The 15,706-nt window shown below is 41.6% G+C and carries 18 protein-coding genes and 1 other RNA gene; 3 read left to right on the top strand and 16 right to left on the bottom strand.

The features are described 5' to 3' along the window. Positions 1–2 precede the first annotated feature (2 nt). From ACLGGR_RS08470 to ACLGGR_RS08395, 16 genes are all read right to left on the bottom strand, one after another. Positions 3–1,280, bottom strand: a complete 1,278-nt coding sequence (locus ACLGGR_RS08470) for a cation:dicarboxylate symporter family transporter (protein WP_024426051.1) — start codon at positions 1,278–1,280, stop codon at positions 3–5. Positions 1,281–1,455: 175 nt separating this feature from the next. After that, positions 1,456–1,590, bottom strand: a complete 135-nt coding sequence (locus tag ACLGGR_RS08465; RefSeq protein WP_342490968.1) for a hypothetical protein — start codon at positions 1,588–1,590, stop codon at positions 1,456–1,458. Continuing rightward, entirely contained in the window at positions 1,587–4,022 is a 2,436-nt protein-coding gene (locus ACLGGR_RS08460; RefSeq protein WP_410972877.1) for a heavy metal translocating P-type ATPase, read from the bottom strand. Before ACLGGR_RS08460 ends, ACLGGR_RS08465 begins: the two co-directional genes overlap by 4 nt. Before the next feature lie 81 nt (positions 4,023–4,103). Further along, a complete protein-coding gene (copZ, locus tag ACLGGR_RS08455; RefSeq protein ID WP_024423475.1) occupies positions 4,104–4,310 on the bottom strand; it encodes a copper chaperone CopZ in 207 nt (68 codons plus the stop codon). Positions 4,311–4,383: 73 nt separating this feature from the next. Beyond that, positions 4,384–4,689, bottom strand: a complete 306-nt coding sequence (locus ACLGGR_RS08450) for a metal-sensing transcriptional repressor (RefSeq protein ID WP_012011272.1) — start codon at positions 4,687–4,689, stop codon at positions 4,384–4,386. Between the two features lie 87 nt (positions 4,690–4,776). Further along, positions 4,777–5,232, bottom strand: coding sequence for a DUF6376 family protein (locus tag ACLGGR_RS08445; protein WP_142945207.1), 456 nt, complete (start codon positions 5,230–5,232; stop codon positions 4,777–4,779). 256 nt (positions 5,233–5,488) lie between these two features. Continuing rightward, positions 5,489–7,090 carry a histidine kinase N-terminal 7TM domain-containing diguanylate cyclase gene (locus ACLGGR_RS08440; RefSeq protein ID WP_410972876.1) on the bottom strand — a complete coding sequence of 534 codons (1,602 nt, stop codon included), beginning with the start codon at positions 7,088–7,090 and terminating at the stop codon, positions 5,489–5,491. Between the two features lie 397 nt (positions 7,091–7,487). Then, positions 7,488–8,033, bottom strand: coding sequence for a hypothetical protein (locus tag ACLGGR_RS08435; RefSeq protein ID WP_410972875.1), 546 nt, complete (start codon positions 8,031–8,033; stop codon positions 7,488–7,490). An 11-nt stretch (positions 8,034–8,044) separates the two neighbouring features. Continuing rightward, a complete protein-coding gene (locus ACLGGR_RS08430) occupies positions 8,045–8,539 on the bottom strand; it encodes a hypothetical protein (RefSeq protein ID WP_410972874.1) in 495 nt (164 codons plus the stop codon). 278 nt (positions 8,540–8,817) lie between these two features. Next, positions 8,818–9,181: a transfer-messenger RNA gene (gene ssrA, locus ACLGGR_RS08425) on the bottom strand. Between the two features lie 174 nt (positions 9,182–9,355). After that, on the bottom strand, positions 9,356–9,826 hold the full coding sequence (smpB, locus tag ACLGGR_RS08420) for an SsrA-binding protein SmpB (RefSeq protein ID WP_012011279.1): 471 nt from the start codon (positions 9,824–9,826) through the stop codon (positions 9,356–9,358). A 139-nt stretch (positions 9,827–9,965) separates the two neighbouring features. Beyond that, a complete protein-coding gene (rnr, locus tag ACLGGR_RS08415) occupies positions 9,966–12,305 on the bottom strand; it encodes a ribonuclease R (RefSeq protein ID WP_410972873.1) in 2,340 nt (779 codons plus the stop codon). A 19-nt stretch (positions 12,306–12,324) separates the two neighbouring features. Next, positions 12,325–13,071 carry an alpha/beta hydrolase gene (locus tag ACLGGR_RS08410; protein WP_024423480.1) on the bottom strand — a complete coding sequence of 249 codons (747 nt, stop codon included), beginning with the start codon at positions 13,069–13,071 and terminating at the stop codon, positions 12,325–12,327. 124 nt (positions 13,072–13,195) lie between these two features. Next, on the bottom strand, positions 13,196–13,429 hold the full coding sequence (secG, locus tag ACLGGR_RS08405) for a preprotein translocase subunit SecG (protein WP_003212746.1): 234 nt from the start codon (positions 13,427–13,429) through the stop codon (positions 13,196–13,198). A gap of 185 nt (positions 13,430–13,614) precedes the next feature. Continuing rightward, entirely contained in the window at positions 13,615–13,905 is a 291-nt protein-coding gene (locus ACLGGR_RS08400) for an AbrB/MazE/SpoVT family DNA-binding domain-containing protein (protein WP_024426058.1), read from the bottom strand. 37 nt (positions 13,906–13,942) lie between these two features. Then, entirely contained in the window at positions 13,943–14,176 is a 234-nt protein-coding gene (locus ACLGGR_RS08395) for a helix-turn-helix domain-containing protein (protein ID WP_008347669.1), read from the bottom strand. Between the two features lie 154 nt (positions 14,177–14,330). On the opposite strand from ACLGGR_RS08395, the gene ACLGGR_RS08390 reads away from it, so the two are divergent. The 3 genes from ACLGGR_RS08390 to catR all read left to right on the top strand — a co-directional run bounded on the left by ACLGGR_RS08390 (position 14,331) and on the right by catR (position 15,657). Beyond that, positions 14,331–14,726 carry a helix-turn-helix domain-containing protein gene (locus tag ACLGGR_RS08390; RefSeq protein WP_034280928.1) on the top strand — a complete coding sequence of 132 codons (396 nt, stop codon included), beginning with the start codon at positions 14,331–14,333 and terminating at the stop codon, positions 14,724–14,726. Positions 14,727–14,864: 138 nt separating this feature from the next. Continuing rightward, positions 14,865–15,266: a helix-turn-helix domain-containing protein gene (locus ACLGGR_RS08385; protein WP_323648958.1), complete on the top strand. Its 402-nt coding sequence runs from the start codon at positions 14,865–14,867 to the stop codon at positions 15,264–15,266. A gap of 70 nt (positions 15,267–15,336) precedes the next feature. Further along, entirely contained in the window at positions 15,337–15,657 is a 321-nt protein-coding gene (catR, locus tag ACLGGR_RS08380; protein ID WP_142945214.1) for a catDE operon transcriptional regulator CatR, read from the top strand. The last annotated feature ends 49 nt before the right edge of the window (positions 15,658–15,706 follow it).

Raw genomic sequence — 15,706 nt, 5'->3', positions numbered from 1 at the left:
TTTTACGCTGCTTTTGTTTGTTGTTTTAATTCCTCAATATACTTCTTCGATTTCTCTTGATCAAATACTTTTTCCCACTTAGACATGACAATGGCTGCAAGTGAGTTACCAAATACGTTGACTGTTGTACGAACCATGTCAAGAAGACGGTCGATCCCAACGATGAAGGCTAGTCCTTCAAGCGGCAGTCCCATAGCACCAAGAGTTGTGATGACAACAACGATCGATGCACCTGGTACACCAGCCATTCCTTTAGATGTCAGCATTAAGATTAATAGTAACGTAATTTGCTCATAGATGGAAAGTGGCATGCCATACATTTGTGCAACAAATATCGCAGCAATCGATTGATAGATAGCACTTCCATCTAAGTTAAAGGTGTAGCCTGTTGGAATAACGAACGACGTGATCGCTTTCGGGCAGCCGAACTTCTCCATTTTGTCCATTAATCTAGGTAGTACAGCTTCTGAACTTGCTGTTGAGAATGCAAGAATAATTTCTTCTTTTAATACTTTAAATAGTGTAAAGACGCTTGTTCCAGCCATTTTCGCAATAATGCCAAGTACGACAATGACGAAGAATGCCATTGTACCGTAAACGACAAGTACCAGTTTACCTAGCGGGAGAAGCGCTCCGACCCCGAATTTGATCACCGTCACACTGATGAGAGCGAATACACCAAATGGTGCAAACTTCATCACTTTATTGGTCACCCAGAACATGGCTTCGAGTATACCCTCGAAGAATCCTAATACTGGTTTTCCTTTGTCACCTACTGCGGCAATTCCTAATCCGAATAAGACTGTAAAGAAGATGGTTGGTAATAGATCACCTTCTGCAATCGATTGGAAAACGTTTGTTGGTACAAGATGCACCAACGTTTCAGAGAAAGTCGCTTTTTCAGAAGAAGCCTTAGATGTCTCTTCATATTTAGAGATATCGCCTTTCTCCATGTTGCTCATATCAATTCCTGTACCAGGATGGAACAAGTTTGCTGCAAGCAGTCCAACTGCTAATGCAATCGTTGTCACAATCTCGAAGTAAAGAATCGTTTTCCCACCGAGTCTTCCGATCGTTTTCATATCTCCTACACCTGCAACTGCTACAATCAATGCAGCAATAACAATTGGAAGAACAATCATTTTAATTAAATGGATGAATATATCGCCAATTGGCGTTAACACATTAATAACGGTTTCATTTTGATAAAACAGCGCTCCCACGACAACACCCAGAACAAGTGCAATGAGTATTTGAGAAGCTAACCCTAACTTTTTCATACGTGAACCCCCTTTTATTGATAACGCTTTCTTTGTTGCTTAATCGCATCTTAACGACGAACCTACAAAAAACGACAAAAAAGAACAAAAAGAAGTGAATTTTTTATGAAAAATCTTTAAAAAGGTGGGTTTTTCCACAATATTGTTAAAAAAAGACTTCGCTTTTGGCGAAGTCTTAATGATTTTGCATTTGTTCACTTGGTGTATCTTGTTGTGGAGAAAATCGATCGTACATCGCATATCCAATGAGGACAAGAGCAACATAGAACAATGCACTAATCGTCCAAATCCATTTGACATTCAGTTTCATTGTGCCACTCCCTCTCTCACCGGTTTCAATCGCTGCAATCTGAGCGCATTCAGCACAACGGACACGGAGCTGAAGGCCATTGCCGCTCCTGCAAGCCATGGTGCAAGGAAACCAAATGCAGCAATCGGTATCCCAATACAGTTATAGGCAAGCGCCCAAAATAGGTTTTGTTTAATGTTTCTCATTGTTTTTTTACTAAATTCCAGCGCATCTGCAATGGCATGGAGATCTCCCGTCATGAGCGTAATATCTGCTGCTTCCATGGCAACGTCTGTCCCTGTCCCCACAGCCATCCCAATATTCGCTGTTGCAAGAGCTGGGGCATCATTGATACCGTCTCCGACCATGGCGACTTTTTTTCCTTGTTCCTTAAGTGCCGTAATGTGAGCCGCTTTTTCTTCAGGAAGCACTTCAGCAATGACATGATCAATGCCCGCCTGTTTCGCAATCGCCTCTGCTGTCAGCTTGTTATCACCTGTCATCATCACGACGTGAATCCCCTGCTCTTTCAGACGAGCGATGGCTTGAGGAGAGGATGATTTGATCGTATCTGCCACTGCTACAATGCCGGCCACTTCTCCGTCAATCGCAACGAGCATAGCCGTTTTTCCTTGCTCCTCCAGCGTTGTGACAGATGCTTCGACTTGATCATATGGGATTTGATGTTTCTGTAATAGCTTACGCGTTCCAACCAAAAGCTTGTGTCCTGCTGCCTTTGCTTCAATCCCATGACCTGGGTCAGCTTGGAAGGCTTCAATCTCGACCGCTTCAAGACCTTGTTCCTGCATTCCATCTGTGATGGCTCTAGCAAGCGGGTGTTCCGACTGCTGTTCAGCTGATCCTACTAACTGAAGCAAAACATCTTCTGTCCAATTAGCATATGCCTGCACATCTGTCAGACTCGGTTCCCCTTTTGTCACAGTTCCTGTTTTATCTAACACCACCGTGTCGAGTGATTGAGTCACCTCTAAATGCTCTCCGCCTTTAAACAGAATACCTGATTCAGCCGCACGGCCGCTGCCAGCCATAATAGAGGTTGGTGTGGCAAGACCGAGCGCACACGGACATGCGATGACAATGACGGCTATAAAGGTTTCAAGTGCTGACGTCACATTTCCTGGGTCAACAAAGAAAAACCATATCAGGAATGTGAGCACAGCAATTCCTACAACAATAGGAACAAATATCCCTGATATTTGATCTGCCATTCTTTGAATCGGTGCTTTTGAGCCCTGCGCTTGTTCTACGACTCGGATAATCTGTGAAAGAGCCGTCTCTTTCCCGACTTTCGTCGCTTTCATTTTGATAAATCCATTTTTATTAATCGTTGCCCCAATAACCATATCTCCTGCTGTTTTATCAACAGGCAGACTTTCTCCTGTAATCATAGACTCATCTATTGCAGTTATCCCCTCTATGATCTCTCCATCTACCGGCACTTTTTCTCCTGGTTTGACAAACACAAGATCATTCACTTTCACGTCAGAAATAGGCACAGTCATCTGTTTGCCATCACGCTCGATAACCGCCTCTTTCGCTTGTAAGCCCATCAGCTTTTGAATCGCTTCTGATGATCTTCCTTTTGCTCTTGCTTCCATTAATTTTCCGAGCACGATCAACGTAATGAGGACAGCACTTGTTTCATAATAGAGGGCTGCCTCATGTGTGCCTTGAACCGCTGACTGAATGCTTTCATATAAACTATAGAAAAACGCAGCAGATGTCCCAAGAGCGACAAGAACATCCATATTGGCACTTTTATTTCTTAAAGCCTTATACGCCCCTACATAAAAGGGCCATCCGACAATGAACTGCACCGGCGCTGCTAACGCCAGCTGTACCCATGGATTCATAAACGCTTCTGGCAGCCAAATAAAGGATGTGAAAGAAAAATGGCTGACCATTGCCCAAAGAAGCGGCAGTGACAAAATCATCGAGAATAAAAAGCGTGCCGTCTGCTTCTCTATTGCTGCTTGGCGGTGATCTTTCTTTTCTTCCTCTGCTTGATCTGCGGATGGTTCGATTAAAGAATATCCAATAGACTGCACCGCATCTTTTATGTCATTTGTAGACGTTTGACCCGGATGATATGTGACCTGAAGTGTCTCAAGTGCAAAATTTACAGACCCGTGATCGACACCGTCAATCCGGTTAATTTTTTTCTCGATTCGGTTTGCACAAGCCGCACACGTCATTCCCTCTATATCAAATTCTGCTTGCTCCATCACCACATCATAGCCAAGAGATTGAACTTTTCGCTTCAAATCATCTGGGGTTAACTTCTCTGTTTCATAGACGATATGGGAAGTTTCAAGCGCCAAATTCACACTGGCATCCTTCACACCTTCCAGCCTGTTCAATCCCTTTTCGATGCGGCCTGCACAAGCCGCACAGGTCATCCCTGTAATTTGAAAGTCAATTTCCTTTTTCATTGATCTCACCTCTCTATATACTCCATGGGGGTATTATTTTTTTGAAAAAAATACGTGCTGTTTTGCAGCACGTATGTTCATTTAAACGACATCATATCCCTGTTCTTCAATTACATCAGAGATACGGTGTAACGTGACTTGATCCGGGTGAAATGAAACCTCCACCTGTCCTTTATCTAAATGGACTTTCACAGATTCCACACCTGCTAATTCTCCTACATTTCCTTCGACTGCTTTCACGCAATGTCCGCAAGACATGCCCTGCACTTGAAGTGTTGCTTGTTCCACTTCTCATCGCCTCCATCAATCATTTTCTACACTTACTATACCCTAGTAGGGTATCATTGTAAACATATAAATGCTACGATTTTGTCAGTTTCGTAAAAACCGTCATTAACTCTTCAATGGCTTCATCTCCATTGCCGCTCTTAATCGCATCCGCTACGCAGTGATGTGTATGCTTTTCCATCAAATGAAGGCTGACCTTTTTCAAAGCCGCATTGACTGCGGAGATTTGATTGACAACATCTATACAGTAACGATCGTTTTCAATCATTTGCTGAATCCCGCGAACTTGCCCTTCCACTCGTTTCAAGCGATTGATCAATTGGTCCTTTTCCTTCTCGGCTCTAGGCGAAGCCATATGTCTTTCTTCATGTTCTGTCATGTGATCACCTTTTTTCCATTATGACTTGTCTTTACCTAAATTAAAGCATATCTCCACCGGAAAAGGCAAAGATATGCTGTGTTTGTCCTAGTTTGTTAGTTGTTCGATATCCTGCAAAAGATTGACGGACTGCTGAAGCTGTTTCATCAATCCCTGCTGGTCCTCCAGTATGGCGGCAACATCAATATCGCCTGCTTTCAATTGCTGTAAATACGTTTGGATCTCTTCCGACAGCACTTTATTTTTTTCAATGATTTGTGCATGCAAGTCTTCTGCCATTTTTGGCGCTGTGACGTCATTAAAATCTTGAATATCTGCCTTCAATGATTCAAGCTGCTGCGTTAATTCTGCCTTTTTGGCGGCGTTTTGCACAGCCTCTTCAGCGAGCTTTGGAAATTCCTCAGTAAATTGCTGAATGTCTGTCACATAGTCATTTGCCTCAGTGACATATGTCGTTGTATCGTTGACCTGATCAAGCAAGCCGGAGCAACCGCTTAATACAAGCGTTCCGGAAAATAGGCAAGCCATCACATATTTTTTCAAGATCGATCATCCTTTCATCTGTGGGATTAAAAGCATCATTTGTTCCGCTTCCCTATCACACAGATGTAAAAAGACCTTAAAAATAGCCAGACCTTTGCCTCATGTGTGATAGGCAAAGGTCTGGCTAACATTGTTCATGCCGGAATGGCCGAGAAACAATGGATGTTTCTGTAATGACGACCAAACCGTAAAAGCTACTCCCCTTTAGGAAACCGTTCAAATGTTATGTTTATCTTACCGAAAGTCAGGACAACAGTCAATGCGAAAGACCCTGCTCTTCATACAGCATATAGTCCGATCCAGTTGATGCATAGATCCTATTACGTCCTTGGCGTTTTGACATATATAAGGCCTGATCCGCTTCAAAGAGAAGTGTTTCTAATACACAAGGATCATTGGCTGTATGAGCAATTCCAAAGCTCGCTGTCACTCGCACTTTTTCCTCATCATTTGTAAAGAAACTTGCTTCAAACGAATGTCTTATTTGTTCCGCGATATGACAAGCCTCTTTAAATGACTGATGCGGTAGACAAATGGCAAACTCTTCTCCCCCATATCGTCCAAATAAATCGTCCATTTGTAAATGCTCCTGACAAATAGAGACAACATGACGCAGCGCTTCATCCCCGATATGATGCCCGTGTGTGTCGTTAATTTGTTTAAAGAAATCAATATCAAACAGCATAACAGCCGTATCCTTCGCATCCTCTTCCAAGATCATCTGCGTTCGTTCGATGAAAGAAGAACGATTGAAGATATTCGTCAAACCATCAATATACGCTCGGCGCTCCAGCTCTTCCTGCAGCAAACGCTGCTCTGTTACATCACTGATCACTATTTGCCTGCCCTCAATCTCTCCTCTTCTATTAAAGAGCGACGAAGCAGTCAGATGATAATAATAGGACTGGTCTTTTTCCTTCTGCCACATTAAATCATATTGCGAATGATCCTGCGGAGAACGCAGCCACTGAATGAACGCTGACTCTTTGATGACTTCTGAGAAAATATCGTCGATTTTATAGCCAATTCCCTTTTTATTCTCAAGTGCCGGAATGATCGATGCAGCAGCAGGGTTGTAATCAACGAGTGTCCGATATCGATCTAAAATCAGAACCCCTTCAGACATATGCTCAAACACACGCTCCATTGCAATGGGAGACAGCTTAAAGAGCTGGAACGACATAATCGCCCATAAATAGAGTGCGTTGGTTAAAAACATCACCACTGGGACCGGATCAATATGAAGAGGTGTAACGCCTAATAAATAAATAAAAGAAGTCATAATTGGTAATAACATTCCCACTAACAGTATCAGAATCTGCTTTAAATATTCTTTTTTTGTGACACGTAAAAACCAAAGCAGCATAAAAATAGCGAGCATCGAACAGCCAAACGTATAAACGCCATGAATGATATACCAATAGCCAATCGTAAAATCAGCCAATAAAAACCCATCTACTGGATTCATCGTGATGCCTCGATAAAAGAGTGAATGAAAAGAGTTGGTGAACACCATAATGGTTGTGAGAGTTGGAATCAATAAGATGAGAAGCACGCGGCGCTTTGTGAAATATTGATGGAACCCCGTAAATTGCAGCACAATCATCAGACTGAGCGGTGCGATAAACGGAAGACCTATGTATTGAAAACAAACCCAGAACATGATTTCACCAGGGGTACGAGCCAATAATTCAAACGTATGCCCAAAGATATAAATCGCAGTTGCCCCAGACATGTACATAAACAATTGACAGCCAATATACCGGTGGCGGTTCGCATGAGCAATGATTGATAATATCACGGACAGAATGCCAGAAACACTCATGATCACAATAAAATGTAAAACAATCGAATCCATGTAAACGCCCCAATTTCAGTTATTTAGAACTAGTCTAATCTTACTATATATGAGGACGTCAAAAATGGGAAGATGTGATTTTGAATTGGTTGGAGGTTTTTTGTAAAGTATCGGGTGTTTTTGTTCGTGAGGACCTATCCTCTTTTCACTTTTTTGCTTCACTTGAGGTAGAAGCTTATTATGATAGGAGAAATATCAATGTCTATTCGTTTCCATAAGTTTTATTTGACTCGGCGGTCATTCGATACATCTATGTGGACAAATCGCTTTACACCGCTTTCTCTATAGATTTTAGATTAATGGTAACTTCACTAAAAAACCTTAATCCTTAAAAAACACAGCGGCATAACCGCTGTGTTCGGCATCAATAGCCATTGGGTGGTTGATTGCTCCTTGTTTATTTTTCACTGCCGCTTAGATGTTTCGCATAAACAACCTTATCAAGCTCTCTATCTGCATTTCCGATCTCAACGGTTACGTTGTCATGGCTGACTGAGATGTCTTCCATAAGGTCAATATCATAATCAGTAATCATGGTAGGTGTGTTGTCAACAATGTATTGGTAATCAGTACCAGCGCGAAGTACATGCTTATGTGCCTTTTTGAAGCTATGTGGAACGTCTTCTTTGTCATCACCTTTGTCAATCAGCTTTTGAGCACGCTTGAGGGATTTTTCGACTTTTGCTTCCCATTTTTTATTTCCAACAACTGAGTTACTCATAAGGTCGTTATATGTGGCAGCTTCATCTTCGAGTGCATTCATATGATCGTCATACCATACGAGATATGCTTCCAATTCAGCGTTTGTTTCTTTTGATGATGCGGTTTCTTGTTTTTGGTTTGGTGACTCGCTACTTGATGTTTCTGTTTTACCACACGCTGCTGTTAGCGCTAATACAAATACTAAAAGGATAGTTGCAATGATTGATTTATTTGTTTTCAAGGTCTGTTTCCTCATTTCTTATCTTTTTTGTCTTTTCTAACTTTGTTCACTTCATCATCTGCTTTGTTTGTTTCATCTAGTGCAGAGTCAACCTTTTTCTTAATCGTATCCAGTGCGCCAACGGAATCTTCGTTCATTGTTCTGATAGAGCTTGGTGTTTCATCAATTAGATATTGATACCCGTCGTTTGCTTTGAGTAAATACTCATGCGCTTTTTTATAAGCGGCAGGCACATTCTTTTTGTTTTCTACACTATCAACAACTTTTTGTAAGCCATCTAGTGATTTTTTAACAGACTTGAACCATTCTTTGCTTCCAGGTTCGACCTCCATCATACGTTTTGCATATGTGAGCATTGCACCTTCGATTTCGACGCGGAATTCATCGTACCATTCAACATATTCTTTCTCTTCCTTTTCACTGTTCCCGCATGCCGTGCCGAATACCATAAGTAGTCCAATCACCATAGCTCCAATCAGTGATCTCATCTTTCCTTTGTTTAACATTAGCTTGATCTCCCTCTGCATCTTCTGCTATTCTCCAATTAGTCAATAAATAATATATGGAATTATAGTTAAATATCCCTACATTTAATCATCGGCCAAAAGAAAGTTATATTTAGCTATTCATTCAAATTATTAGTAAAAAGAACCTTATTTGGATTTTTCATCATAAAAAAAAGACGCTATCGATAGCGTCTTTTTAAATTAAATCTCAGTTTTCATATTGCCAGATCCCGTATCAAGGGCTTTCAAACCCTTGATACGACCGCATTCTAAAAATTTTATGGAGACGGTGGGAGTCGAACCCACGTCCAGAGACATCGATTACTTAAGCGTCTACGAGCGTAGTCAACATATTTACGTGTTCACTCATCCTCATGCCTGCTGACGGGCGCTTGGAGAGCTAGTCTGATGGATCTCTTCTTACGTCCTCAGACGGAAACGTAAGCGTAGCCTACTTCATTGGGCTCCTCACAGACACATAGGCGATGTCAGGAAGAGCTCGCTGCGCTTATTAGGCAGCTAGTGCTAAGTTTTGGTTAAAACTTTTAGTTTTGCCAGTTACATTTAAGTGCGTGTTAACGAGATCGCCTCTCGGCTCGCAGCCTAAGCTCGAACCATCCCTGTCGAATCCGTAACGTCCCCTTGTAAAAGGGATATACGGGATGGAAGTTCAGCTTCACTGCTTCCGTATATAACTATTATAACAATCTCATCGCTCGAAACAACTGGTGGTTTCTGTCAAAACAGCGATGGTTGTTTACTGCATAACATATTGTAGCATAATGCTTCCGCTCTCAGCAAGCCATCTGCATCAGTCTAGAATTGCTTTTGACGATCGCGGAAGGCACGTTCGATTTCACGTTTTGCATCTTTTTTCTTCAGATCTTCACGCTTATCGTATTTCTTCTTCCCTTTTCCGATTCCGATCAGTACTTTGGCAAAGCCATTTTTCAAATAAAGTTTCAGAGGCACAAGTGAGTATCCCTCTTCCTTTGTCGCACCAATCAATTTGCTGATTTGCTTGCGATGAAGAAGCAGCTTTCTCGTTCTCAGCGGATCATGATTATAACGGTTCCCCTGCTCGTATGGGCTCACATGCATGTTGTGAAGAAACACTTCTCCTCGCTCGATTTTGGCGAAGGAATCTTTTAAATTCACTTTTCCAGCACGAATCGATTTGATTTCAGTTCCTTGTAATACAAGGCCGGCTTCGTATGTTTCTTCTATAAAATAATCATGATTTGCTTTTTTGTTTTGGGAAACAACCTTTCCCTCTCCCTTTGGCATTGGCGTACACCCTCCTTTTGGCACAAACACGGTCCAAATCGTACGGATTATTTTATCAAACAATCCAGCTTTCGACAATGCTGACGCCATGTGGTCAAAAAGCAAATAGAGCGTGATGCCCTATTTGCTTTTTGACACGTTACTTTTTCTTTTTGCGTTTTTGTTTCGGTGCGTTTTCAAATACGCGTTTTTTCTTTTTCTTCTTCTTACGGTTAGTGAACCAGTCGCCGCCTTTAGCATCTTTTGCCTTATCCCCAGACGCCTTTTGACCCCCGCCACCTTTTTTCGCTGGTGGATCTGTCCGTTTTTTAAATTTGAAATCTTTTGGTGATTTACGGCGAGTGCCTTTCATCCCGACGATTTCAAAATCAATGGAATGCTCATCTTTATTAACACTCACGACTTTGACAGTGATTTCGTCACCGATACGGTAGACGTTCCCTGTACGTTCACCGATCATGGCAAAGTGCTGTTCATCAAAGCGATAATAGTCGTCTGTCATGTAGCTGACATGGACAAGACCTTCTATTGTATTCGGCAGTTCAACGAATAATCCAAAGTTCGTCACGGAACTAATCATGCCATCAAACTCTTCACCGATTTTATCTAGCATAAACTCTGCCTTTTTCAGATCATCTGTTTCACGCTCTGCATCAACTGAGCGGCGCTCCATCGTGGAGGCATGATCTGCGATTTCAGGCAGCAGCTGGCCCCACTTCTCTAGGGTTGCTTCATCTGTCTTTTTCTGAATCAAATAGGTTCTAATCAGTCTATGCACGATTAAATCCGGATAACGGCGGATCGGTGATGTGAAGTGTGTATAGAATTCCGTTGATAATCCAAAATGGCCAATGCTTTCTGGATCATACTTCGCCTGTTTCATAGAACGAAGCATCACAGTTTGAATGACAACTTCTTCCGGTTGATCCCTGACAGCATCGAGGACACTTTGAAGTGCACGCGGGTGAATGTTCGTTGACGTTCCTTTCACAATGTAACCAAACGTCGTCACAAACTCTAAAAAGCGCTGAAGTTTCTCAGGATTTGGCTCTTCGTGAATTCGGTAAATGAACGGAACATTCATCCAGTGGAAATGCTCTGCAACCGTTTCGTTTGCAACAAGCATGAATTCTTCAATTAATTTCTCTGCAACGGAACGCTCACGAATGACAACGTCTTTCGCAGCACCTTCATCATCTACAAGCACTTTTGCTTCCTTGAAATCAAAGTCTACAGCTCCGCGCTCCATTCGTTTGTCACGAAGAATCTCAGCAAGCTTCTCCATCTCTTGGAACATCGGCACGAGCGGCTCATATTTGTTTAGAAGCTCTTCGTCTTGGTCGACTAAAATCTTATTCACATCGGAATAGGTCATTCTCTCTGTTGTTTTGATCACACTTTGGAAAATCTCGTGTTTGACGACTTTCCCGTTTCGATCAATGACCATTTCACAAGACAGTGTGAGACGATCGACCTTTGGATTTAATGAACAAATACCGTTTGACAAACGATGCGGAATCATCGGGATGACGCGGTCGACGAGATACACACTCGTTCCACGTTCATAAGCTTCCTGATCAATCGGTGAATTCTCTGTGACATAATGAGAAACGTCTGCAATGTGCACGCCAAGCTTATATTTGCCATCATCCAGCTTTTGCACGGTTACGGCATCATCTAAGTCCTTCGCATCGGCACCGTCAATTGTCACAATTGTTTCATTGCGAAGATCACGTCTGCCTTCGAGGTCTTTTTCATCAATCGTTTCCGGTGTGTCTGCTGCCTGCTGAAGTGCTTCTTCTGGGAACTCACCTGGCAGGCCGTGTTTATGAATGATTGATAGTATATCAATGCCAGGGTCATTTTTATGACCGAGGATTTCTGTCACTTCACCCTCTGCACTCATTCTTCCTTCAGGGTAGCTTGTCAGCGTCACAACGACTTTATGACCTTCGATCGCTCCGTTTTTAGCGGATTTCGGAATGAAGATATCGTTTGTAATTTTTTTATCATCAGGGATGACAAAGCCAAAGCTTTTCGTTTCTGTATAGGTACCGACAACCGTCTGAGTATTACGCTCCAGAATACGGATGACAGTTCCTTCTTTTTTCGTACCGTTTGATTTGTGGCTGACACGTACCATGACGGTATCGCCATTCATTGCTGTGCCCAGCTCATTTGGGGGAATGAAAATATCATCCTGTCCAAACTCTTCAGGCGTCACAAATGCAAATCCTTTTGCATGAGCAGACAGCTTTCCTTTTACTAAGTTCATTTTTTCTGGTACACCGTAACGGTCGCTGCGCGTGCGAACGATGAGTCCTTGATCTTCCAGCGTCACAAGTGCTTTGACGAGCTCTTTATAATCATCAGGATTGGTAATCTCCATCATGACTTCCAGCTCTTGAACTGTTAACGGTTTATACGCTTCTTCTTTCATAAAAGCGAGTAATTCATCCATAAATTCTTCTTTTTGCACACTCTAACCCCCTATATATTTAAATTGACCAATCAAGTGATTCTAAGAATGCATAGACATCCTGATGAACCTTCTCCCGCTCTTTATCAAGCGTGATGACATGGCCTGATTCTTCATACCATTTCAAATGCTTATCATCTGTCTCTACTTCGTTATAAATGATATTCGCACTGTCTGTATTAATCATATGATCGTGACGTGCCTGCACAACAAAAGTAGGTGAATAAATCATGTCTACATTGTTTCTGACATCTGCAATCAGTTCTTGCAGGCTCCTCAGTGTATCCATTGGTGTTTTCTTGAACGCTTCCATTTCTTGTTCAATTTGGTCCTCTGACTTACCCTCAAATTTCTTATAGTTACGGGCATAATCTAGTACACCCTGGTACATGACTTCCTCACTTTTTATGTACATAGGTGCACACATAGGTACAATTCCCTTTACAGGTACAGTGTAACCTAATTTTAATGAAAAAACTCCTCCGAGGGATAGTCCGCAAACCGCAATCTCCTCATAGCCCTCATCTTTTAAGAATTGATAGCCTTCTTCTACATCTTTCCACCAGTCAGCCGGTCCTGTATGGACAAGCTCTTCTGGCGGCACACCGTGTCCTTTATATTGAGGTGCATGGCATGTATAACCTCTTTCGTTCAAATAACGACCAAGCATTCGAACATCGGCTGTATTCCCAGTAAAACCGTGAAGAAGGAGCACCGCCTTTTCTCCACCTTTAAACGTAAATGGTTTTGGTGTAACAACTTTCATGATGTGACTTCCTTTCCTTCTGATATGGTGTATATTTTCCACTTGTATGTATGAAACAAACACAAAAGAGTGCTGATAATAAAAAAAGGTCTGAAAAAAGATCAGACCTTCTGTTACTCGCGCTTTACACGCCTAAATATGCCAATGCAAGTGTTAAGATGAAGAAAAGCACTGACAAAATAACCGTTAATCGGTGAAGAATCAAGTCAAGGCCTCTCGCTTTTTGCTTACCGAAAAGCTGCTCGGCTCCACCTGAAATAGCGCCTGACAGTCCAGCACTTTTACTTGATTGTAGTAATACAACGATGATAAGTGCGATACTGACAATTACGAGTAATGTGATAACAAATGCGTGCATGAAAACACCTCCAGACAAACTGGTACACATAACTTTATTTTACATGAAAACAAGGTGCATGTCACGAAACATCAAAATAAAGATTTCCTATATATTGTCGACTTGATTCGTTATTTTGATTCAATTTCGTTCCAAAGTGCTGATTGCAGCATTTTTATATGCAATTTTCGGTTAAAAACTCATTTTTAATGAGTTGCTTCTTCCTTCAATAGCTGTTTTAATTCTACTAACAAACGTTCAGCTCCTTCAGGACTCAGCATCACGCTTCCATTTCCATAGCTTTTGTTGTACTTCGTCACTTGTCCTGTTAGCAGGCAGCTCTTATCTGCATCATATTTTTTCAGCATAATGGTTTGATCTTCAATGAAAATTTCTAACAGCTGCTCTTCTTTAATATTGAGTACCTTGCGCATTTCTGAGGGCAGAACAATTCTGCCAAGAGAATCAATGTGTCTGACCATTCCAGTCCTTTTCAATGACATTTCCTCCTTGATGATGATATGATGATTTTATTTATTGACTTTTGTCAACATCTTCATAGTAAAATAGATCTTCAAATTTTTTATCAAAGTAATGAATCATTTTGCCAATGACAAGCTGTCCTGGTTTCCGGTGACCATTTAATACCCTGCTAAGTGTGGCAGGAGAGATGCCAATTTCATCAGCGAGCTGATTTAACGACATATCGTTCTCGATCATATACTGCATGACAAAAGCCCGCCTGATCTGAATCTTTTCGACCATCATTACAACCTCCTATGGAATCATTATGTACAACATGTAAGGCTCTCACATCAAGCAGATTCATTAACTTATGTCAACACTTTTACCCCTCTGCTATTTCCTTTGGTCAATGATCATACTAAAATAAGTCATATACTGAAATGTGAGGTTCGATGTCATGAATCACTTTGGTGAACAATTACGCATTTTAAGAGAAAATAGAAAAATGTCGGTCAATCAGCTTGCCATGTATTCAGGTGTAAGCGCTGCTGGTATTTCTCGTATTGAAAATGGAAAGCGCGGTGTGCCAAAGCCTTTAACCATAAAAAAATTAGCACACGCCTTGAAGGTGCCTTATGAGGATTTAATGCTGCTTGCCGGTCATATTGAACAGGAACAAGTTCATGAAATGAAACCGAAATATGAGTCCATGTTAAAAATCTATCAAACGGCGCTTCAAAAGGATGTAGAACATCTTCCCATTTTTGACGGGGACAAATGGGAAAGGCTCTCCGCACAAGACATCAGCCAGCTGAATGAATACTTTCTCACGCTCATCAACCAAAAAAGGTGAACAAATAGCGGGGCATAAACCTAATGTACATCCACCATTAACTAATGTCAATATTTTCATGCTGTACTTATTGCCAATAGTCAACAAATCAAGTAAAATAGACATATCGAATCTATAACCATGTGAGGTTTTGCGTTGATGAACTTTGGTGCATATTTAAGAGCATTACGTGAAGAAAAGAAGCTGTCAGTGAACCAATTAGCGATGTATTCTGAGGTCAGCGCTGCCGGTATATCTCGTATTGAAAACGGGAAACGCGGCATTCCGAAGCCTCCTACGATTAAAAAGCTAGCTGGTGCGTTAAAGGTCCCTTATGAAGACATGATGCACGCTGCGGGCTATATTGAGGAAGCCACTTCTGTCCATCAGCTTAGGGGAGAGGATCTTGCTTTATCCAAAATAAAGGAAGCCGCAGCGCAATATGAACTTGGTGATCTCGAAATATTTGATGGTGACATTTGGTCGACTCTTTCAAAAAAAGAAATAGAGGACCTCAACCGCTATTTGTTATTTATGTTAAACAGCCGTTCGTCCTCATAAATGTTTAAGCTTTTTGCGCCGATTTATGACAGATTTACGGTATAATAGGTTCAGATTGGAGTGAAGAAAGATGAATCAATCTGACATGTGCCCGCGGTTTGAAAAAGCTGTTGAGTTATTGAGTAAACGCTGGGTGGCACTGATTGTTTTTCAGCTTCTCTCAGGTCAGCAGCGCTTTAGTGAAATTGAGGCGGCTCTGACAAATTTAAGCGGAAGAGTATTATCTGAGAGATTAAAAGAGCTGGAAGCAGCAGGTATTGTAAAACGGGAGGTTTTTGCTGAAACACCCGTGCGCATTGAGTATTCTTTAACAGATATGGGGCGTTCACTTGCACCCGTTTTTGAGGAAATTGCGAAGTGGTCCACTGAATGGATCACACTTGAATCATAAATTGTGAACTGCCTGATCATCATAAAACAACCTCCCTTACAGATGTAAG

Origin of the sequence: Bacillus sp. BD48, assembly GCF_046566805.1 — a bacterium.
Classification (GTDB): Bacteria; Bacillota; Bacilli; order Bacillales; family Bacillaceae; genus Bacillus; species Bacillus safensis.
The sequence above is the reverse complement of the archived record's forward strand: the minus strand, read 5'-3'. Positions and strand labels throughout refer to the sequence as shown.

What these genes read in the sequence shown, in the direction of transcription:
- ACLGGR_RS08465 (WP_342490968.1), bottom strand. Translation starts at nt 1,590, where the DNA reads ATGAAACTGAATGTCAAATGGATTTGGACGATTAGTGCATTGTTCTAT.
- smpB (WP_012011279.1), bottom strand. Translation starts at nt 9,826, where the DNA reads ATGCCAAAGGGAGAGGGAAAGGTTGTTTCCCAAAACAAAAAAGCAAAT.
- ACLGGR_RS08450 (WP_012011272.1), bottom strand. Translation starts at nt 4,689, where the DNA reads ATGACAGAACATGAAGAAAGACATATGGCTTCGCCTAGAGCCGAGAAG.
- catR (WP_142945214.1), top strand. Translation starts at nt 15,337, where the DNA reads ATGAATCAATCTGACATGTGCCCGCGGTTTGAAAAAGCTGTTGAGTTA.
- ACLGGR_RS08460 (WP_410972877.1), bottom strand. Translation starts at nt 4,022, where the DNA reads ATGAAAAAGGAAATTGACTTTCAAATTACAGGGATGACCTGTGCGGCT.
- ACLGGR_RS08430 (WP_410972874.1), bottom strand. Translation starts at nt 8,539, where the DNA reads ATGTTAAACAAAGGAAAGATGAGATCACTGATTGGAGCTATGGTGATT.
- ACLGGR_RS08395 (WP_008347669.1), bottom strand. Translation starts at nt 14,176, where the DNA reads ATGATGGTCGAAAAGATTCAGATCAGGCGGGCTTTTGTCATGCAGTAT.
- ACLGGR_RS08385 (WP_323648958.1), top strand. Translation starts at nt 14,865, where the DNA reads ATGAACTTTGGTGCATATTTAAGAGCATTACGTGAAGAAAAGAAGCTG.
- ACLGGR_RS08440 (WP_410972876.1), bottom strand. Translation starts at nt 7,090, where the DNA reads ATGGATTCGATTGTTTTACATTTTATTGTGATCATGAGTGTTTCTGGC.
- ACLGGR_RS08470 (WP_024426051.1), bottom strand. Translation starts at nt 1,280, where the DNA reads ATGAAAAAGTTAGGGTTAGCTTCTCAAATACTCATTGCACTTGTTCTG.
- secG (WP_003212746.1), bottom strand. Translation starts at nt 13,429, where the DNA reads ATGCACGCATTTGTTATCACATTACTCGTAATTGTCAGTATCGCACTT.
- ACLGGR_RS08390 (WP_034280928.1), top strand. Translation starts at nt 14,331, where the DNA reads ATGAATCACTTTGGTGAACAATTACGCATTTTAAGAGAAAATAGAAAA.
- ACLGGR_RS08410 (WP_024423480.1), bottom strand. Translation starts at nt 13,071, where the DNA reads ATGAAAGTTGTTACACCAAAACCATTTACGTTTAAAGGTGGAGAAAAG.